Here is a 17,455-nt window from a genome sequence, read left to right as displayed (position 1 = left end):
CATTGTTCTTTCGATGAAAGATATTGCTAAAAAAGAACAAATAGAAATAAATTATAAAAATGCAATAATCCGTGCTGAAAATATTGGAAAAAAAACACCTGTTTTTATTACTTCTTCAGATATGGAATATGAAAATAAGGAAAATTCTGGATTTAAAGATATTAGAAAATTTATTTTAGATACAATAACTGGTAATAAAAAGGAGTTCAAGAAATTAGAATCTTTAGCTAATCAAATAGTTGTTTTTATAAATTCAATAAATGAACATATTTACGAAAGAAAAAGTGTACTATCTAAACAATATGAAGTTTTGGATTTAATAAAGAAAAATATCGATGTTTCAAAAAAGAATTCAATAAATGAAATAGAATTATGGATAAAAAGAATTATAGAAAATTATAGAAATACATCAAAAAAAATAAAAAAGAAATTAGAAGAAGAAATAACTATTTGGAATTTAATTAGACGAACCTTTTCAAAAAAGGAAAACATAAAAGCTTTTGAAGAAGAATTAAAAAAAATTTATATTAATGAAATATTGAATACAACGAAGGAAATATCTTCTGAAAGATCTTCTAAATTTATTGAAAACATTAAGAAAATGTTGAATAAAAATATTGAAGAATTAAAAAAATTAGAAAAGGCAATTGATTTAAAAAATATGTTTTATGAATTTGGTGAGCAAAGAAAAAATTTAATAGAACAAACAATTAATAAAATTGATTCTTACATAGAAGAGGAAAAATTTATAGATTTAATTAAAGAAGAGAAATTGAAATCTATTAATACAACAGTATTCAGTGGAGCAGGATTGTCAATTTTGGGAATTATATTGATGATGTTTACTCAATTCTCCATTATAGATATAACAGGAGGTATTATTACCGGTCTTGGAGTAATGACAAGTACATTTTTTGCGGCTTTTAAGAAAAATAAAATAATAAAAAAGATAGAAAAAAAATTTGATGAAGGTGAAGAAATTATAAAAAATAGTTTAGAATCTAATCTTTATGGTGTAGTTGATTTGATTTATAATGATATAGAAATATTATTTTCAGATTTTGAAACAAATATTGCAATTGAAAAAGAAAAAATAAATGAACTTGAATCCATATTAAATAGGTATATAAAAAGATTAAATGATTATATAAAATCACTGGGGGGATAAAATGATTTTTACACTAACGATGAATCCAAGTTTGGATAGATACATTTATATTGATGAACTAAAACCCGATGATACTATTAGAGCAAAAAAATTAGTAGACTATCCTGCAGGAAAAGGGATAGATGTTTCACGAGTTATTAAAGAGCTTGGTGGAGTTTCTGTTGCTGTGTCATTATTAGGAGGTCATAATGGAAGAAAAATAGAAGAAATGTTAGACGAAGAAGGAGTTATATATTCTTCTGTTAGAATAGAACATGAAACTAGAATGAATATTATTTTAGAAGAAAAAATTCAATATAGAATGAGCATGCCAGGAGAAAAAGTAAAAAAAGAAAAACTTCAAAAAGTTTTTGAGGTTCTACATTCATTAATAAGAGAAAAAGATACAATTGTAATATCGGGGAGTTTACCAAAAGGGGTTGATCCAAATTATTACACTGGATTAATTTTTTCATTAAAACAGTGGGGCGCTACAGTTTTTTTTGATGCTGATGGCGAAAACTTGAAAGCTGGTTTAGATGCTGAGCCATATTGCATAAAACCTAATACACATGAATTATCAAGATTATTGAATAAAGAAGTTGATGAAAAAAATAAATTTGAAATAGTAAAATACGCTAAAGAAACTTTAGGAAAATATAAGTTAAATGAAATTCTTGTTTCTATGGGAAAATACGGTAGTGTATACGTTAATTGGGATGAAGCTTATTACTCTTATCCTGTTGAATTAAAAGTAAAAAGCGCTGTAGGTGCTGGTGATTCTTTCCTAGCAGGATATGTATTGAAATACGAAGAAGATAAATTAGAAGCTTTTAGATTGGCAAATGCTGCAGGAAACGCTGCGGTTCTAACCCCGGGAACCGAATTGTGTAAGAAAGAAGATGTTGAAAGGTTATTATCTCAAATAAAAATAGAAAAATTATAATTGGAGGTGAAAATATGTCATATTTAAATTATAAAATTGGAGATTTTTTGGATTTTGAAATTATAGAAACAAATGGTGATATTATAAAAAGTGATGATTTAAAAGGGAAATGGGTAGTATTATATTTTTATCCAAAAGATAACACACCAGGTTGTACTACTGAAGCAAAAGATTTTTCTGACTTAATTGATGAATTTAAAAAACTAAATGCTGAAATAATTGGTGTTAGTCCTGATGATGTTGAAAAACATAAAAAATTTATTTTAAAACATGATTTAAAAATTAAATTAGGATCAGATGAACATAAGAAATTATTAGAAAAAGTTGGAGTATGGCAAAAGAAAAAAATGTTTGGAAAAGAGTATTATGGTGTTGTAAGAACAACAGTTTTAATAGATCCTGAAGGTAAAATTGCTTATGTATGGGAAAAAGTTAAAGTGAAAGATCATGCAGAAAAAGTTTTAGAAAAACTAAAAGAACTTGGAGGTAAATAATGGAATTATGTGATGTTTTTGGGAAATGTGGTGGATGTTCTTATCTAGATATTGAATACGAAAAACAATTGAATCAAAAAACTGAGGATATTCTCAAAATTTTAAAAGATAGTAATATCGAAATAAAAGATTATGAAGGAGTCTTATCTTCACCATTAATTTATCATTATAGGAATAAAATGGAATATTCTTTTGGAAATGAATTTAAAGATGGTCCTTTAACAATAGGATTAAGAGGAAAAGGAAAATTTTATGACGTATATTCTGCAAAAACGTGTAAAATAGCTCCTGAAGATTTTGGGAAAATAATTGAATTTTCTGAAAAGTTTTTTAAAGATTTACCTTTCAGAAATTATAGAAAACATAAAGGTTATTTAAGACATCTTGTTATGCGGAAAGGATTTAAGACAAATGAAATACTTTTAAATATTTCAACATCATCAGAAGAGTATCATTCGTATATTGAAAAATGGAGTGAAGATGTTAGAAATTTAAATCTTGAAGGGAAAATAGTGAGTATTTATCATACAATTACCGACTCAAAAGCTACAGTAGTTAAACCTGATAATGTAAGAAAATTGTATGGGGAAGATTATTTTGTGGAAAATGTTTTAGGTATAAATTTTAAAATAGGACCTTTTTCATTTTTGCAAACTAATACTTTAGGGTCAGAAATATTATATTCCAAAGTCTTAGATTATTTAGATAAAGATTCAGGAATAGGCTTAGATCTTTATTGTGGCGCTGGAACAATAACCTTATTAATGGCAAAAAAGTTGGAAAAGGTGGTTGGAGTTGAAATAATTAAAGAAGCTGTAAATGCTGCTAAAGAAAATGCTAAAGAAAATAATGTGAAAAATGTGGATTTTTATTTAGGTGATGCAAAAGATGTTGTGAAAAATTTAAATATAGATTTTGAAACGGTAGTTGTAGATCCACCAAGAGCGGGACTACATAAAAATGTTATTAATTTCATTATTGAAAATAAATTTAATAATATAATATATGTTTCATGCAACCCTTCAAATTTTGCAAGAGATATGATTTATCTAAAAGAAATATATAATATTAAAAAATTTGTTTTTGTTGATATGTTTCCTCACACAAAACATTTAGAATCTGTAGCATTGTTGGAAAGGAAATGATTTATTAAAATTGAAATAAAAATAAAAATTTAGAGAAAATTTCAGGAGGATACTATGTTTCCATTACGAGATATTAATCCTAGTAGTAAAAAACCTATAGTTACCATAATTCTAATTGTTATTAATACCATAATTTTTATGTTTGAAATCATATTACCCCCAGAAATAAGAGAAAATTTTATAAATAACCTTGGATTTACTCCAATTGAATTAACCAAAGGAATAGTATATTGGGATTTAAGATATATTATATTAAATCTTTTCACCATATTAACAAGTATGTTTTTACATGGAAGTTTTATGCACATTATTGGTAATATGTGGTCATTATGGCTTTTTGGTGATAATGTAGAAGATAAATTAGGGCATTTTAAATTTTTATTAGTATATATCATCAGTGGTTATATCGCATCATTTACTCATTATATTTTTAATATTAATTCATCTGTAGTAACCATAGGCGCTTCAGGAGCGATAGCGGGGGTTATTGGCATATACTTTGTTTTATTTCCCTTTGCAAAGATTCAAACTTTATTTTTATTATTATGGTTTCCATTTTTTGTAAACATTCCAGCATTTATTTTTATTGGTTTATGGTTTTTAGCTCAAGTTTTTAATGGATTATTATCTTTAGTAGGGCCATATTATGGTTCAGGTGTAGCTTGGTGGGCTCATATTGGCGGTTTTATGTATGGTGTTTATTTAGCAAAAAAATATAGGAGAGAATTATATTATTATTAAAAATAATAATAAATATTATAGCAAACAATCAATTTATTCAGACTAGGCGTATTTGCTTAGCCTGAATTTTATGATATAATAGTTCTATATGCTAACAAATTTTTAAGGAGTGATGATGTGGATATAACTTTAATAAACAAACTAATATTATTTCCTTTAATCTTTTTAGCAGGATTTGTTGACTCTATTGCTGGTGGTGGGGGTTTGATTTCTTTACCAGCATATTTGTTTATCGGTCTTCCTAGTCATAATGCATTAGCTACTAATAAATTGTCATCATCAATTGGAACAACAATTAGTACATTAAGGTATGCTAATGGAAAAGCCATAATCTTTGAAGTGGGTATTTTTTCTGTTATTTTTTCTTTTTTAGGTTCTTTTTTAGGAGCAAAACTTGCACTATTTATTCCAGATAATGTTTTAAAAATAGTTTTAACAATTTTAATTCCTATTGCTGCTACTTTTATATTAATAAAAAAACCTATTAAAGATGAAAATAAAATTAAAAATCTAACACATACAAAAACAATATTTTTATCAAGTTTTATTGGTTTTATTGTTGGTATGTATGACGGTTTTTTTGGGCCAGGAACTGGGACATTTCTGATAATTTTATATGTTTCTTTTTTATCCCTTGATCATATAAAAGCTTCAGGAACAGCTAAAATTGTTAATTTAGCTTCAAATATTAGTGCATTAATTACTTTTATAATTGGAGGAAAGGTTATATTTTCTATTGGATTACCTGCAGCACTTTTTGGAATGGCAGGTAATTGGATCGGTTCTGGTTTAGCATTAAAAAAAGGAAGTAAAATTATAAAGCCAATTATGTTAGGTGTATTGCTAATTTTATTAATAAAAATTTTGTATGATATTATTTAGGAGGAATTGCTATTCCATACCTTTTGGTTTATTTAAAAAAGATTAGAGAAAATACAATAAATGTTATTAAAAAATGCAAAGAAAAAAACATTAAGGTTGCTGCGGTAACCAAGGTTTTTGCCGGTGATTTTAAAATAATTGAAAATATAATAAATTGTGGAATTGATATTTTAGCAGATTCTAGACTATTAAATTTAAAAAATTTTAATGCTTTTCCTGTAGAAAAAATGTTAATAAGAATTCCGATGAAATGTGAAATTGAAAGTATTGTGAAATATACAGATATTTCTTTAGTTTCAGAATTAGAGACCATAAAAGAAATAAATAAATATGCAAATAATTATAATAAAGTATATGATATCATATTGATGATAGATATTGGTGATTTAAGAGAAGGTATATATTTTGAGAATTATAATGAATTATATTTTTATGTGAAAGAAATATTGAAAATGAAAAATATTAATCTTAGAGGATTAGGTACAAATTTTTCTTGTTTTGGTAGTGTAATACCCACTGAAGATAAATTTAACACCCTGATAAATATAAAACATAAATTAGAAAAGGATTTCAATATTGAAATTAAAGAAATATCAGGCGGAAGTTCTGGAACATTATCTTTATTTGAAAAAATAAATATTCCAAAAGAAATCAATCAATTAAGATGTGGCGCATCTATAGCCCTTGGAATAGGACTTGATGATACGCCTTTTGATTATCTTCATCAGGACACATGTGAATTTGTAACTGAACTTATTGAAATAAAAAATAAAAAATTTAAAGGTATAAATAAAAAAATTGGTATATGCGTTATTGATATACCAGAATTAAAAAAGGAATATCTAATTCCTGCAAATAAAAAAATAAAAATAATAGATATCAATAATGATTACATAGTCCTTGATATTACAAATTCAGAAAACAAATTAAATTTAAACGATCCAATTAAATTCAATTTATCATATGGAGGTCTGCTTTTTATGATGAATTCGCCATACATTAAAAAACATTATATTGAATAAATTATATATATTTGGCAGCTAAAGTTATATATGTCATTGCCAATAACCCTTCAAAAACAACATTATAATCATTATGAACTAACTTTACCTTTCTCCCATCAATTCGTTCAACTAATGGCATTGATTCTACCATATCTGTCCTTAAGGTATCAGTAAATTCTACAATCATTTCAATTGGACTTTCAAATTTAAAAATAGAAAACTCGTCTTTTTTTAATTCCAACATTTCTTTTGTGCGATCTTCTATTTCGTTTAATAATAATCCCATAGGTTTGAATTTTGCGGAAAATCTTCCTAATGATTCTTTAGTAGTCACGTATACTAAATTTTTAAAATATCCATTTAATTGGTTTTCTAATTTATCATCTCCTACAACCATAGCAAGTGGGACATTGTATAATCCGCCAAATGCAGCATTTATTAATGTTTCATTCATTAAAATACCATTTATCCAAATGTTATGTATAGATGAACTGGAATATGTGTGATCCATTGTGGAGTATTTTTCACCCACCCCAGAGTGATATCCGAAAAATATCATTCTATCAAAAGTATTATTTATACCAGTCATCATATAATATTTTCTAATTCCACCCGAAATTAAGTGAACATTGGAAAATTCTTTTGTGATTTCCCATAAAATGTTATCCCCCATAGCATGAGAATCAGAAATAATAACCTCATGATCTCTTAATGGTTTTAATAAAGCCTTTAATTGTTCCATTGCATAATGTTGTTTGTAATCCTTTCCTTTTGTAACGTCTGACCATTGTGTAACTCCTGCAAGACCTTCAAAATCAAAAGATATATAAATTCTCATATAATCACCTCCGTTGATATTTTAACACATAATTATAAATATTTTTATGATATAATTTATATGTATTTTATATATAAAGGAGAGATAAAAATGGGAAATATATTTGGTCCTGTTCCATCTAGAAGATTAGGAAACTCATTAGGAATTAATTTAACCCCATTAAAAACATGTAATTACTCATGTATTTATTGTCAATTAGGCAAAACCACTAATTTTACAAATAAAAGAAAGGAATATATTCCTAAAAAAGATATAATTAATGAACTAGAAAATGCTATTAAAACTTCCCGAATAAATATAGATTATATAACGTTTGTTGGTGATGGAGAACCTACTTTGCATTCTGATCTTGGAACAATAATCCAATGGATAAAGAGCAAATATAAATATAAAATTGCTGTTATTACGAATGGTTCTTTGTTATATTTAAAAGAAGTACGTAGAGAATTATCCTATGCTGATTTAATATTACCAAGTATTGATGCACCTAATGAAAAAAAATTCAAGTTGATAAATAGACCTATTATAAATATTGAATATAACAAAATATTGGAAGGTTTAAGAATTTTTGCGAAAGAATTTAAAGGTAAAATTTGGATTGAAGTAATGCTGATGAAAAATGTTAATGATTCAAAAGAAGATATAGAGAAAATTGCAGAAATTATAAAATCTATTAATCCAATGCCTGAAAGGGTTTATATTAATATACCAATCAGACCACCTTTAGAGAAATGGGTAACTATACCAAACAAGGAAAATTTAATATATGCGTGTGAAAAATTTCCAAATGCTGTTCCTATAAATTATAGGGAAGACGGTGAATTTGATGTTGATAGATATCTTACAGCAGATGAAGCTATTTTAGATATTACCGAAAAACATCCTTTAAGATATGATCAAGCTGAAAAAATAGCTTTACACTTCGGAGAAAATATAAATGAAGTTTTAAATAAGTTACAATCAATAGAAGTTAAGGAGTATGATAATAATAAATATTTACAAAAACGTATTGTATAGAAAGATTAATAACATCCTAACATAAAAAGGATTGGCAACTTGCCAATCCTTTTTATGTTATATTATAGGTATATCTAATTTAATATTAATCTCCACATTATCACTGTTTACCTCAATTGTTGTTGCATAATCTGAAATTTCATTATTGAAATCTATTTCTGAACCATCATCTGCAAAATTCAAATTAGTATAAACTTTAATATCATATTCTCCATTTGGATATTTTCCTAAATTGAACTCCCCTTTATCATTACTTAAGGTTACTCTTAAAATTGTGGATTCACCTGTAATCGAAGTAGAAGATAAAGTAATAATTGCACCATTTACTGAATTATCAATTGAATCAATAATATTTCCTTTTATAAAAAAGATATCATTTACATTTTTCCTTCTAAATGTTGGTTTTAAAACAGGGATAAGCTTATATGAATTATTTTGAGGATTTCCAACCTGTTTTAAAGATCTTACTACATCAAAATCAATAACCAATTCTCCATCATCAGAAATTGTAATGCCTACATTAGGTATTATAATTTTACTATAATTTTCTGTAACACCTTCTCCGCTACCATTCACAGAGACAGTATATTCATCTCCGTCTATAACAACTGTTGCAACACTGCTTACATCCATATGAATGCTTTCTAATTGAGCATTTATAGGTAGTTCAAAATCAAATAAATGTGTTTCTGTTCCTGCTAAAGTTAAAATATCATACTCTTTATTTATTTCAACAGGTGTTGAATTCTCAGATTCACCGTTAATTTCATAGGTAAAATACACATCCTTTATAAATACTAGTAATCCATCTACATCCTTAACAGGACGATCCGTTAAAAGAACACTAACAGTTGCGTTTTCTAAAGGTTGTTCATTATTTAAATTTGAAATACAGCCTACAAACATAAATGTTAATACAAAAAATAAACTTAAAAATACAATATTCCTTTTTTTCACATTTAGTCACCTCCGTTTTTAGTTTGATTTTTATACTTCATAAAAATATTATAACAAATTAATTTTAAAAAATTCTTAAAAAATATACTTCTTATTTTTCTTAATTGACAAATTCTAAATTTTTATATATAATAAGAATAATTAGCTTAACGAAATTTCAGGAGGGATATTATGTTATATATTTTGGTATTTTTTGCTGGTTTATTTAGTGGTTTTTTAAATGTTATAGCTGGTGGTGGTTCATTAATTACATTGCCTGTTTTAAACCTTTTAGGATTACCTATTAACATTGCTAATGGGACTAATAGAATAGGTATTATTTTTCAAAACATTACAGCAACAACAAAATTTAGAAAAAATGATGTATTAGATTTAAAAAGAGCTATTTTTCTAGCAATTCCATCCACATTAGGGGCAATTGTAGGTGCCAATATAGTTGTTAATATAGATAAAGCGCTATTAAAAAGTATTGTTGGTATTATTTTAATCATTATGAGTATTTTTTTAATTTGGAAACCAGATATATGGACAAAAGAAAGAAAGGTTAAGAAAAATAATATTTTAAGTTTTGTTGTTTTCTTTTTAATAGGTATTTATGGTGGCTTTATTCAAGCTGGTGTAGGTTTTTTCTTAATGTCAGCTCTAGTATTATTGGAAGGATATGACCTAGTAAAAACTAATGCTGTAAAAGTTTTTTTAGTATTAATATATACTTTTTTTGCTTTTGCAATATTTGCGTATAATAAACAAGTAAATTATATAGCTGGATTTGTTTTAGCTCTTGGTAGTATTTCTGGAGGATATTTAGGGAGTTCTTTTTCAATAAAAAAGGGATCAAAATGGATTCAAAGAATTTTATTTGTTATATTAATAATAATTGGATTATACTATATTTTCAATGCATTAAATAGATAGGGGGATTTTTATGAAATTTGATTATTTAGAATATCCTTATTCTTCAAAAAGAACATGTGTATTTGCAAAAAATGGGGTTGTTGCAACTAGTGAACTATTAGCTGCACAAGCAGGATTAGATATATTAAAAAAGGGTGGAAATGCTATAGATGCAGCTGTTGCTACTGCAGCAGCCCTAACTGTAGTAGAGCCAACTTCTAATGGAATTGGTTCAGATAATTTTGCTATAATTTGGTATAATGGAAAACTATATGGAATGAATTCAAGTGGTTACTCTCCTCAAAAATTATCGATAGAAGAATTACACAAAAGAGGTATTAATGAAATAAAGCCACACAGTTGGGAAGCAATTACAGTTCCAGGAACACCTGCTGGATGGAATTTGATATGGGAAAACTTTGGTAAATTGGATTTTAAAACATTATTTGAACCTGCTATTAAATATGCTAATGAAGGTTATCCCGTTTCGCCAATAGTATCTTATTATTGGAATAGAGCTAATAACATTTATAAAAAGAAATTAAAAGGTGAGGTATTTAAATACTGGTTTCAAACGTTTGGTTATAATGCTCCAAAACCTGGTCAAATAGTTAAATTTCCATTTCATGCGAAAACATTAGAATCAATAGCAAATTCTAATGCAAAAGAATTCTATAACGGTTCTCTAACAGAAAAAATTGTACAGTTTTCTAAAAAATATAATGGTTATTTTGATTATGATGATTTTGAAAGTTTTAAAAATAATTTCGTAGAACCTATTAAAATAAATTATAATGGATATGATATTTGGGAATTACCTCCAAATGTTCAGGGAATAATTACTTTAATGGCTTTGAATATATTTAAAAACTTAAGTTATTCAAGTGAAGAAGAATTTTATCATAAATCAATAGAAGCCTTAAAATTAGCATTTATTGATGGAAAAGAATATATTACTGATATTGAAAAAATGAATGTAAAAACAGAAGAAATGTTATCTGAGAAATATGTAAAAAATAGAAGTAATTTAATATCCGATAAAGCTATTAACCCACAACCTGGAAATATTCCTACATCAAATACTGTCTATTTAGCAACTGCTGATAAGTGGGGAAATATGGTTTCGTTTATACAAAGTAATTATATGGGTTTTGGTTCCGGTATAGTAATTCCTGAAACAGGTATAGCCCTACAAAATAGGGGGCATAGTTTCTCTTTAGATAAAAAACATATAAACTTTTTAGAACCAAGAAAAAAACCATATCATACAATTATTCCAGGGTTTATTACTAAGAATGAAAAACCTATTGGACCATTTGGGGTTATGGGAGGGTATATGCAACCTCAAGGACATTTACAAGTTGTTTTAAATATGATTGATAAAAATCTCAATCCACAAGCAGCTTTAGATGCACCAAGATGGCAATGGATAGAAAGAAAAAAAATATTAGTGGAAAAAGAATTTCCAACATATATAGCAGAAAAATTAGAAAGATTAGGTCATGAAATAAATGTATCTTTGAGCTCTGGCCCTTTTGGAAGAGGACAAATTATCATTAAAGAAAATGACGTATATGTTGCAGGAACTGAAAAAAGAGCTGATGGTTATATTGCTGCATATTAAAAAAGTGAGGATGGTTTAATGCTGGAATTTCAAAATGGAATAATTATAGCTGCAAACTTAGGAGATAAAGACTTTAATAAACAAATTGAAGAATTGAAATTTTTAAGCAAAAATATTGGAATAAAAACTGTATCTGAAATTATTCAGAAAAGAAACAATATTGATAAAAGAACATATATTGGTAAAGGTAAAATCCTAGAAGTTTTGGATTTAATCTCTATTTATAATGTAGATGTGTTAATTTTTAATGATTCTCTTTCAGTTTCCCAGAGAAAAAATATTGGTGAAGTTATAAAAGATATAGAAATACTAGATAGAAATGAAGTTATTTTAGAAATATTTAAAAGAAACGCTAAAAATGCAGAAAGTAAGCTGCAAGTGGAATTAGCTACATTAACTTATGAATTACCTAAAATAATTGGTTTAGGTAAAGAGATGTCCCGAATTGGTGGAGGTGCAAGAGGTACAGGTACAGGTACAAGAGGTTCAGGTGAAACTTTTTTAGAATATAAAAGAAGAAATATAAAGGATAGAATAAATACTATAAAAAAAGAATTAAAGTATTTAGAAAAATCTAGAAAAATCAAAAATAAAAAAAGAAATGAATCATATTTTCCAAATATTTCAATATTAGGATATACTAGTGCTGGAAAATCAACTTTATTAAAGTCTTTGTCAGATGATTCTTCTATACTAGTTTCAGAGAAATTGTTTTCAACATTATCAACTTTATCTAGGCGGGTTAGATTTCCCTCTGGATTAATAACCATTTTCTCAGATACAGTTGGATTTATTAGAAAATTACCTGTTGAATTAATTGAATCCTTTAAGTCAACTTTAGATGAAATAAATTATGCAGATATTATATTAGAATTAATTGATATAAGTGAAGAAAATTTTGAAGAAAAAATGAAAGTTGTTGAAGATATTATAGAAGAAATTTTAATAGAAAAAATACCCAAAATTATTGTATTTAACAAGGTCGATCTTTTAAGTTATGATAAAATACACCATATAAAAACCTTATATCCAAATGCTTTATTAGTAAGTGCTAAAGATAAAAATAGCATCCATGAATTTTTAATTGAATTAGAAAAAAATATGTTAAAATTTGGTGTAATAAAATCTAAAAAATTTTATTTTAATTACTCTGAAATGTGGAAAGTTGAAAAATTAAAAAGCATTATTGGTATAAGAAATCTAAAAGAAGTAGAAAGTGGTTATGAAATAGAAGTAATGTCAAAAGAAAACTTTTTAAATAAATTAATAGAAAATAATTTTTTATTTGAATGATGAAGATAGAATTATACTTAATAATAATATAATAGCACCTATTATCTGTTTAAACATAAGTTGTTCATGTAAAATTACAAAGGATAAAAAAGCTGAGAAAATAGGTTGAATTAAAAATATTAAGGCAGTTAAATTACTGCCTATATGTTTTTGATATTTTAATTGTAAAAATATTACAATAACACTACCTATTATAGCAGAGTAAATTATAGTTAGAAAAGAAAATAAATTTATCTTATAATCCACTCTATATAATATAGATATTATAAATGTAATTATGCTTACTGTCAAAAATTGATATGTCAATAATCTGTCTTCATTTATTTTTTTACTAAATTTTGTTATTAAAACAATATGTAAAGCAAAACTTATAGCACATATAATCATTAAAAAATCCCCGAAATTAAAACTGTTTATTCCCCCAGATATCAAATAAGAACCCATAATCGAAAATAAAAAACTTACACCTTGATAAAAATTGATTTTTTCTTTTTCTATTAGAAATGAAAAAAATGGAATAAAAATAATATATTGTGAAGTAATAAAACCAGCTTTTGTTGCACTTGTATATGTTATTCCTATTATTTGACTTATATATCCTATAGATAACACCAAACCCAAAATAAAAGAATAGAAAAAATTTCCTTTTTTAAAAATGAAAAAGGAAACTATTGTTGCTATTAAAAATCTAAAAAATATATAAACCAACGGATTTACATATGTAAGACCAATTTTTTGAATAGGAAAAGTACTTCCCATCAAAATTGCAGTTAAGAAAATAAAGATAATAGCTCTTTTTTTCATATATCACCTATAATTAATTTTGCTATTACTATTATAACATATAACAAAGGTCGGCAAAGCCAACCTTTGTTATATGTTATAATTTTCATATCACTTTTTCATTTTGTATTTTGAGTAAGTATTTCTGTTAATTCTTCAGGTGAAATATATTGTGCTTTATATGATTCATTATATCTACCTAAAACACCTACAAATGCTCTCATATGATTTTCAGAACCTTTTTTTAAGTTTTCATAAACTACTTTTATATCTTCATTATCCGTTTCGCTCAATAATTGGTTTAAATCATATATATCTAAATCTTCTATTGTTGCTCCAACTTTTAATGCACTTATTATTGATTTTTTACCTTCTTCTACTAAATCATAATATAATTTTTGTAATTCTTCATTTTTAAAAACTCCAACTGTATAATCTGTTATAGGGTCTTCTATATCATATTTATCTAAAATTGTTTTTACAGCATTCATATGTGTTTGTTCTGCTTGAGCAATATTATAAAATGTTTTAATTCCCCACATATCGTATAATGTTAAATAAACATCTCTAGCCAACTTTTCTTCTTCTCTCATTTGTAATAAACCATCAAGTTCATTTGAAGATAATTCTTGAACGGGCAATGATTCAACTACCGGTGCTGGATTATTAAAAAAACCTCCTGCAAAAGATAATACTACTAATAATAAAGCCATAATTCCAATTAAAATTCCTTTTTTCATATTATTCGCCTCCTAATAAATTTTTTTTCCTTAAATATTCTTCTTCGTCAATTTCACCATTAACAAATCTTTCATTTAAAATTTCTAATGCTTTGTTTCTTTTTGTATTTTCTTGAATATAATTTTCCTTTTTTTTCTTGAAAAAGCTATTTATTATTATGTAAATCAAAAGAAATAAAACTATACCTATAATTATCATTCCTATCCACCCAAACCCAAATAATCCTCCAAAAGTATTATATCCTGGATAATAATATCTCATAATTTCTCCTCCTCTTTTTCTGAATCTTTTTTTCTTATCTTTGACATCTATATAATAACTTATTAAACTTAGAGGAAGCTTAAAGAAATCTTAGAATCTCCTTAGAACTTGAAATATATTTTTATTTGTGATATTATATAATTGTTTATAAATTAAACTAAAGTTGGGTGGTAAAATGACTGAAAGAGAAAGAGAAATTTTAAAGTTAATTGAAAATAATCCTTTTATATCTCAAGAAGAAATAGCATCTATTTTAAAAATTGCTCGTTCATCAGTTGCAATACATATTACTAATCTTATAAAAAAAGGATATATACTTGGTAGAGGTTATATAATAAACAATCATAATTACGTTCTTGTAATAGGTGGTTCCAATATTGACATAACTGGATTTCCAAAAGATAAATTAAAATCCAATGATTCTAATCCAGGATATGTAAATCTTTCCCTAGGTGGTGTTGGTAGAAATATTGCAGAAAATCTTGTTAGATTAAATCTAAATGTAAAACTAATTACATCAATAGGGAATGATATATATGGAGAAAAAATTTTAGAACATTCTAAAGAAATAGGTATTGATATAGGAAATTCGTTGATTTCATCAGAGTATCCTACCTCTACTTATCTAGCTGTATTAAATTCAAATGGCGATATGGAAGTTGCAATTTCGCATATGGATGTATGTGATAAGCTAGATTCCAGTTTTTTAAAATCCAGAAAAGGTATAATTCAAAATAGTGAATTAATAGTTTTAGATACTAATATACCTAGAGATGGCATATTATATGTTTTAGAAAATTATAATAAACCTATCTTTTTAGATACAGTTTCTACGGCAAAAACTGAAAAAATAAAAGATCTTGTAGGTAAGTTTCATACAATTAAACCTAATAAATTAGAAGCTGAAATTTTAACAGGTATTACAATAAATAATATTGATGATGCTAAAAAAGCTTGTGATATATTAATTTCAAAAGGGGTTAAACAAGTATTTTTAACTATGGGAGAAAGTGGAATTGTTTGTGCAAATAATCAAGAAATAATTACCTTAAAAGCTCCAAAAATTAAAATAAAAAATGCTACAGGTGCTGGTGATGCCTTTACAGCTGCTTTGATATATAGTTATTTAAATAATTTTGATTTATGCAAAACTGCTAGTTTTTCCATGGTCGCATCTATTATTACATTAAAATCAAAAAATACAATTTCTGAAGATATGAACATTAATAATATAAAAAATGAATTAAAGGAGATGAAATTATGTTAGATAAATATTTAGAAATTTCTGAAGAAGTAAAAAGCGCATTGAGAGAAAATAAACCAGTTGTTGCTTTAGAATCCACAATAATTTCTCATGGTATGCCATATCCTCAAAATGTTGAAACAGCTCTCAATGTTGAACAAATTATAAGGGAAAATGGTGCAATTCCTGCTACAATCGCTATTATAAATGGGAAATTAAAGGCAGGACTATCTAAAGAAGAAATTGAGTATCTGGGGAAAAAAGGGCGTGAAGTATTAAAAGTAAGTCGAAGAGATATTCCTTATGTTATATCAAAAAAGTTAGATGGTGCAACAACTGTTGCAGGTACAATGATTGTTGCTTCTATAGCTGGGATAAAAGTTTTTGCTACAGGAGGAATTGGTGGGGTTCATAGGAATGCTCAAGAAACATTTGATATTTCAGCAGATCTTCAAGAATTAGCAAATACAAATGTTGCAGTAGTTTGTGCTGGAGCTAAATCAATTTTAGATCTTGGATTAACTTTAGAATATCTTGAAACATTTGGTGTTCCTGTTATTGGATATAAAACTGTAGAATTACCAGCTTTTTATACGAGAAAAAGTGGATTTAATGTAAATTATAGATTGGACACACCTGAAGAAATTGCTGAATTTTTAAAAGTTAAATGGGAATTGAATTTAAATGGAGGAGCTGTTATTGCTAATCCTATTCCTGAAGAATATCAAATGGATTTTGATGAAATTTCCAAAGCAATAGAAACAGCTCTTGAAGAAGCGGAAAAATTAGGGATTAAAGGTAAAGATACAACACCTTTCTTGTTAGAGAAAATAAAGGAAATTACAGGTGGAAAAAGTTTAGAGTCCAATATTCAATTAGTATATAACAATGCCAAATTGGCAGCTCAGATTGCAACCGCTTATAATTATTAAAGAGCAAATTCCCCCTTTTTAATATTTGATTTAAATTTTTAACTATGGTATAATAATTATGTATAAAAAATTCAGGGAGGGATATAAATGGCTAAATATATTTCAGATAGGGTTGATCTAGATTTAATATTAGTAAAACCTGTTGAAGATTTAAGGGTTGAAAGAATTTCTTTAGAAGAATTAAAGCATGGTATAAGAAATGGTTTTGAAAGCCATGTGAGATGTGAAGAATGTGCAAAAGAAATAAGTGAAAAATTAGGTGTTGAAGTAAAGATAAATGAGAATCCATATAAATTAAATAAAGATGATACTTTATATGTTGTTTCTGGTGAAAATTATTATAGATTAAAATATATATATTAATAATATGCGTATAAAAAAGTTTCGGGAACCCCGAAACTTTCAGATTGAAGGCAAACCCTTCCAGTGAATCAAACCGGAAGGGTGTTTTTTTTATAAAATATTGAATTGTATAAGTTTTTTTGGAAATTTTTGATAAAAACAAGAAAAAAT

The 17,455-nt window shown here is 26.2% G+C and carries 19 protein-coding genes; 14 read left to right on the top strand and 5 right to left on the bottom strand.

All coding sequences use genetic code 11. The annotated features are described in order from the left end of the window. Positions 1 to 13 precede the first annotated feature (13 nt). From ACYQ44_RS08105 to ACYQ44_RS08075, 7 genes are all read left to right on the top strand, one after another. Positions 14 to 1,168 (top strand): hypothetical protein, encoded by a 1,155-nt coding sequence (locus ACYQ44_RS08105; RefSeq protein WP_459996490.1) that lies wholly within the window; start codon positions 14 to 16, stop codon positions 1,166 to 1,168. Position 1,169: 1 nt separating this feature from the next. After that, positions 1,170 to 2,093 (top strand): 1-phosphofructokinase family hexose kinase, encoded by a 924-nt coding sequence (locus ACYQ44_RS08100; protein WP_459996489.1) that lies wholly within the window; start codon positions 1,170 to 1,172, stop codon positions 2,091 to 2,093. Between the two features lie 14 nt (positions 2,094 to 2,107). Further along, positions 2,108 to 2,587, top strand: a complete 480-nt coding sequence (locus tag ACYQ44_RS08095; protein WP_459996488.1) for a peroxiredoxin — start codon at positions 2,108 to 2,110, stop codon at positions 2,585 to 2,587. Further along, positions 2,587 to 3,732, top strand: a complete 1,146-nt coding sequence (gene rlmD, locus ACYQ44_RS08090; protein ID WP_459996487.1) for a 23S rRNA (uracil(1939)-C(5))-methyltransferase RlmD — start codon at positions 2,587 to 2,589, stop codon at positions 3,730 to 3,732. The genes ACYQ44_RS08095 and rlmD overlap by 1 nt, the downstream gene beginning before the upstream one ends. 54 nt (positions 3,733 to 3,786) lie before the next feature. Then, positions 3,787 to 4,473: a rhomboid family intramembrane serine protease gene (locus ACYQ44_RS08085; RefSeq protein WP_459996486.1), complete on the top strand. Its 687-nt coding sequence runs from the start codon at positions 3,787 to 3,789 to the stop codon at positions 4,471 to 4,473. 117 nt (positions 4,474 to 4,590) lie between these two features. After that, complete coding sequence (locus ACYQ44_RS08080) at positions 4,591 to 5,355, top strand: TSUP family transporter (protein WP_459996485.1); 765 nt, start codon at positions 4,591 to 4,593, stop codon at positions 5,353 to 5,355. A gap of 23 nt (positions 5,356 to 5,378) precedes the next feature. Beyond that, positions 5,379 to 6,377 (top strand): alanine racemase, encoded by a 999-nt coding sequence (locus ACYQ44_RS08075; RefSeq protein WP_459996484.1) that lies wholly within the window; start codon positions 5,379 to 5,381, stop codon positions 6,375 to 6,377. Position 6,378: 1 nt separating this feature from the next. Here ACYQ44_RS08075 and ACYQ44_RS08070 read toward each other — a convergent pair whose 3' ends face one another. Then, positions 6,379 to 7,197 carry a M55 family metallopeptidase gene (locus ACYQ44_RS08070; protein WP_459996483.1) on the bottom strand — a complete coding sequence of 273 codons (819 nt, stop codon included), beginning with the start codon at positions 7,195 to 7,197 and terminating at the stop codon, positions 6,379 to 6,381. A gap of 90 nt (positions 7,198 to 7,287) precedes the next feature. Between ACYQ44_RS08070 and ACYQ44_RS08065 the strand changes: the two genes are divergently transcribed. Then, positions 7,288 to 8,214 (top strand): radical SAM protein, encoded by a 927-nt coding sequence (locus tag ACYQ44_RS08065; RefSeq protein ID WP_459996482.1) that lies wholly within the window; start codon positions 7,288 to 7,290, stop codon positions 8,212 to 8,214. Between the two features lie 57 nt (positions 8,215 to 8,271). On the opposite strand, the gene ACYQ44_RS08060 is transcribed toward ACYQ44_RS08065, so the two are convergent. Beyond that, positions 8,272 to 9,171 carry a DUF4382 domain-containing protein gene (locus tag ACYQ44_RS08060; RefSeq protein WP_459996481.1) on the bottom strand — a complete coding sequence of 300 codons (900 nt, stop codon included), beginning with the start codon at positions 9,169 to 9,171 and terminating at the stop codon, positions 8,272 to 8,274. Between the two features lie 171 nt (positions 9,172 to 9,342). Between ACYQ44_RS08060 and ACYQ44_RS08055 the strand changes: the two genes are divergently transcribed. The 3 genes from ACYQ44_RS08055 to hflX are packed head-to-tail and all read left to right on the top strand — an operon-like array spanning position 9,343 to position 12,982. Continuing rightward, positions 9,343 to 10,086, top strand: a complete 744-nt coding sequence (locus ACYQ44_RS08055) for a sulfite exporter TauE/SafE family protein (protein WP_459996480.1) — start codon at positions 9,343 to 9,345, stop codon at positions 10,084 to 10,086. Between the two features lie 10 nt (positions 10,087 to 10,096). Beyond that, entirely contained in the window at positions 10,097 to 11,689 is a 1,593-nt protein-coding gene (locus ACYQ44_RS08050) for a gamma-glutamyltransferase family protein (protein WP_459996479.1), read from the top strand. Positions 11,690 to 11,707: 18 nt separating this feature from the next. Next, the gene (hflX, locus tag ACYQ44_RS08045) at positions 11,708 to 12,982 is read left to right on the top strand and encodes a GTPase HflX (RefSeq protein ID WP_459996478.1); all 1,275 of its coding nucleotides are present in this window, start codon (positions 11,708 to 11,710) and stop codon (positions 12,980 to 12,982) included. Here hflX and ACYQ44_RS08040 read toward each other — a convergent pair. The 3 genes from ACYQ44_RS08040 to ACYQ44_RS08030 form a co-directional block, all read right to left on the bottom strand. Next, positions 12,971 to 13,786: a DMT family transporter gene (locus ACYQ44_RS08040; protein WP_459996477.1), complete on the bottom strand. Its 816-nt coding sequence runs from the start codon at positions 13,784 to 13,786 to the stop codon at positions 12,971 to 12,973. The two genes, hflX and ACYQ44_RS08040, sit on opposite strands and share 12 nt — an antisense overlap. Positions 13,787 to 13,884: 98 nt before the next feature. After that, positions 13,885 to 14,505 (bottom strand): DUF2202 domain-containing protein, encoded by a 621-nt coding sequence (locus ACYQ44_RS08035; RefSeq protein ID WP_459996476.1) that lies wholly within the window; start codon positions 14,503 to 14,505, stop codon positions 13,885 to 13,887. A 1-nt stretch (position 14,506) separates the two neighbouring features. Beyond that, the gene (locus tag ACYQ44_RS08030; protein WP_459996475.1) at positions 14,507 to 14,767 is read right to left on the bottom strand and encodes an SHOCT domain-containing protein; all 261 of its coding nucleotides are present in this window, start codon (positions 14,765 to 14,767) and stop codon (positions 14,507 to 14,509) included. 175 nt (positions 14,768 to 14,942) lie between these two features. Here ACYQ44_RS08030 and ACYQ44_RS08025 point away from each other — a divergent pair, with 175 nt between their 5' ends. The 3 genes from ACYQ44_RS08025 to ACYQ44_RS08015 all read left to right on the top strand — a co-directional run bounded on the left by ACYQ44_RS08025 (position 14,943) and on the right by ACYQ44_RS08015 (position 17,305). Further along, positions 14,943 to 16,034: a PfkB family carbohydrate kinase gene (locus ACYQ44_RS08025; protein WP_459996474.1), complete on the top strand. Its 1,092-nt coding sequence runs from the start codon at positions 14,943 to 14,945 to the stop codon at positions 16,032 to 16,034. Further along, entirely contained in the window at positions 16,028 to 16,942 is a 915-nt protein-coding gene (locus tag ACYQ44_RS08020; protein WP_459996473.1) for a pseudouridine-5'-phosphate glycosidase, read from the top strand. The genes ACYQ44_RS08025 and ACYQ44_RS08020 overlap by 7 nt, the downstream gene beginning before the upstream one ends. Before the next feature lie 87 nt (positions 16,943 to 17,029). After that, a complete protein-coding gene (locus ACYQ44_RS08015; RefSeq protein WP_459996472.1) occupies positions 17,030 to 17,305 on the top strand; it encodes an STIV orfB116 family protein in 276 nt (91 codons plus the stop codon). Positions 17,306 to 17,455 lie beyond the last annotated feature (150 nt).

It is taken from the genome of Marinitoga arctica (assembly GCF_054657315.1).
This window is presented reverse-complemented; position numbering and strand designations above follow the sequence as displayed.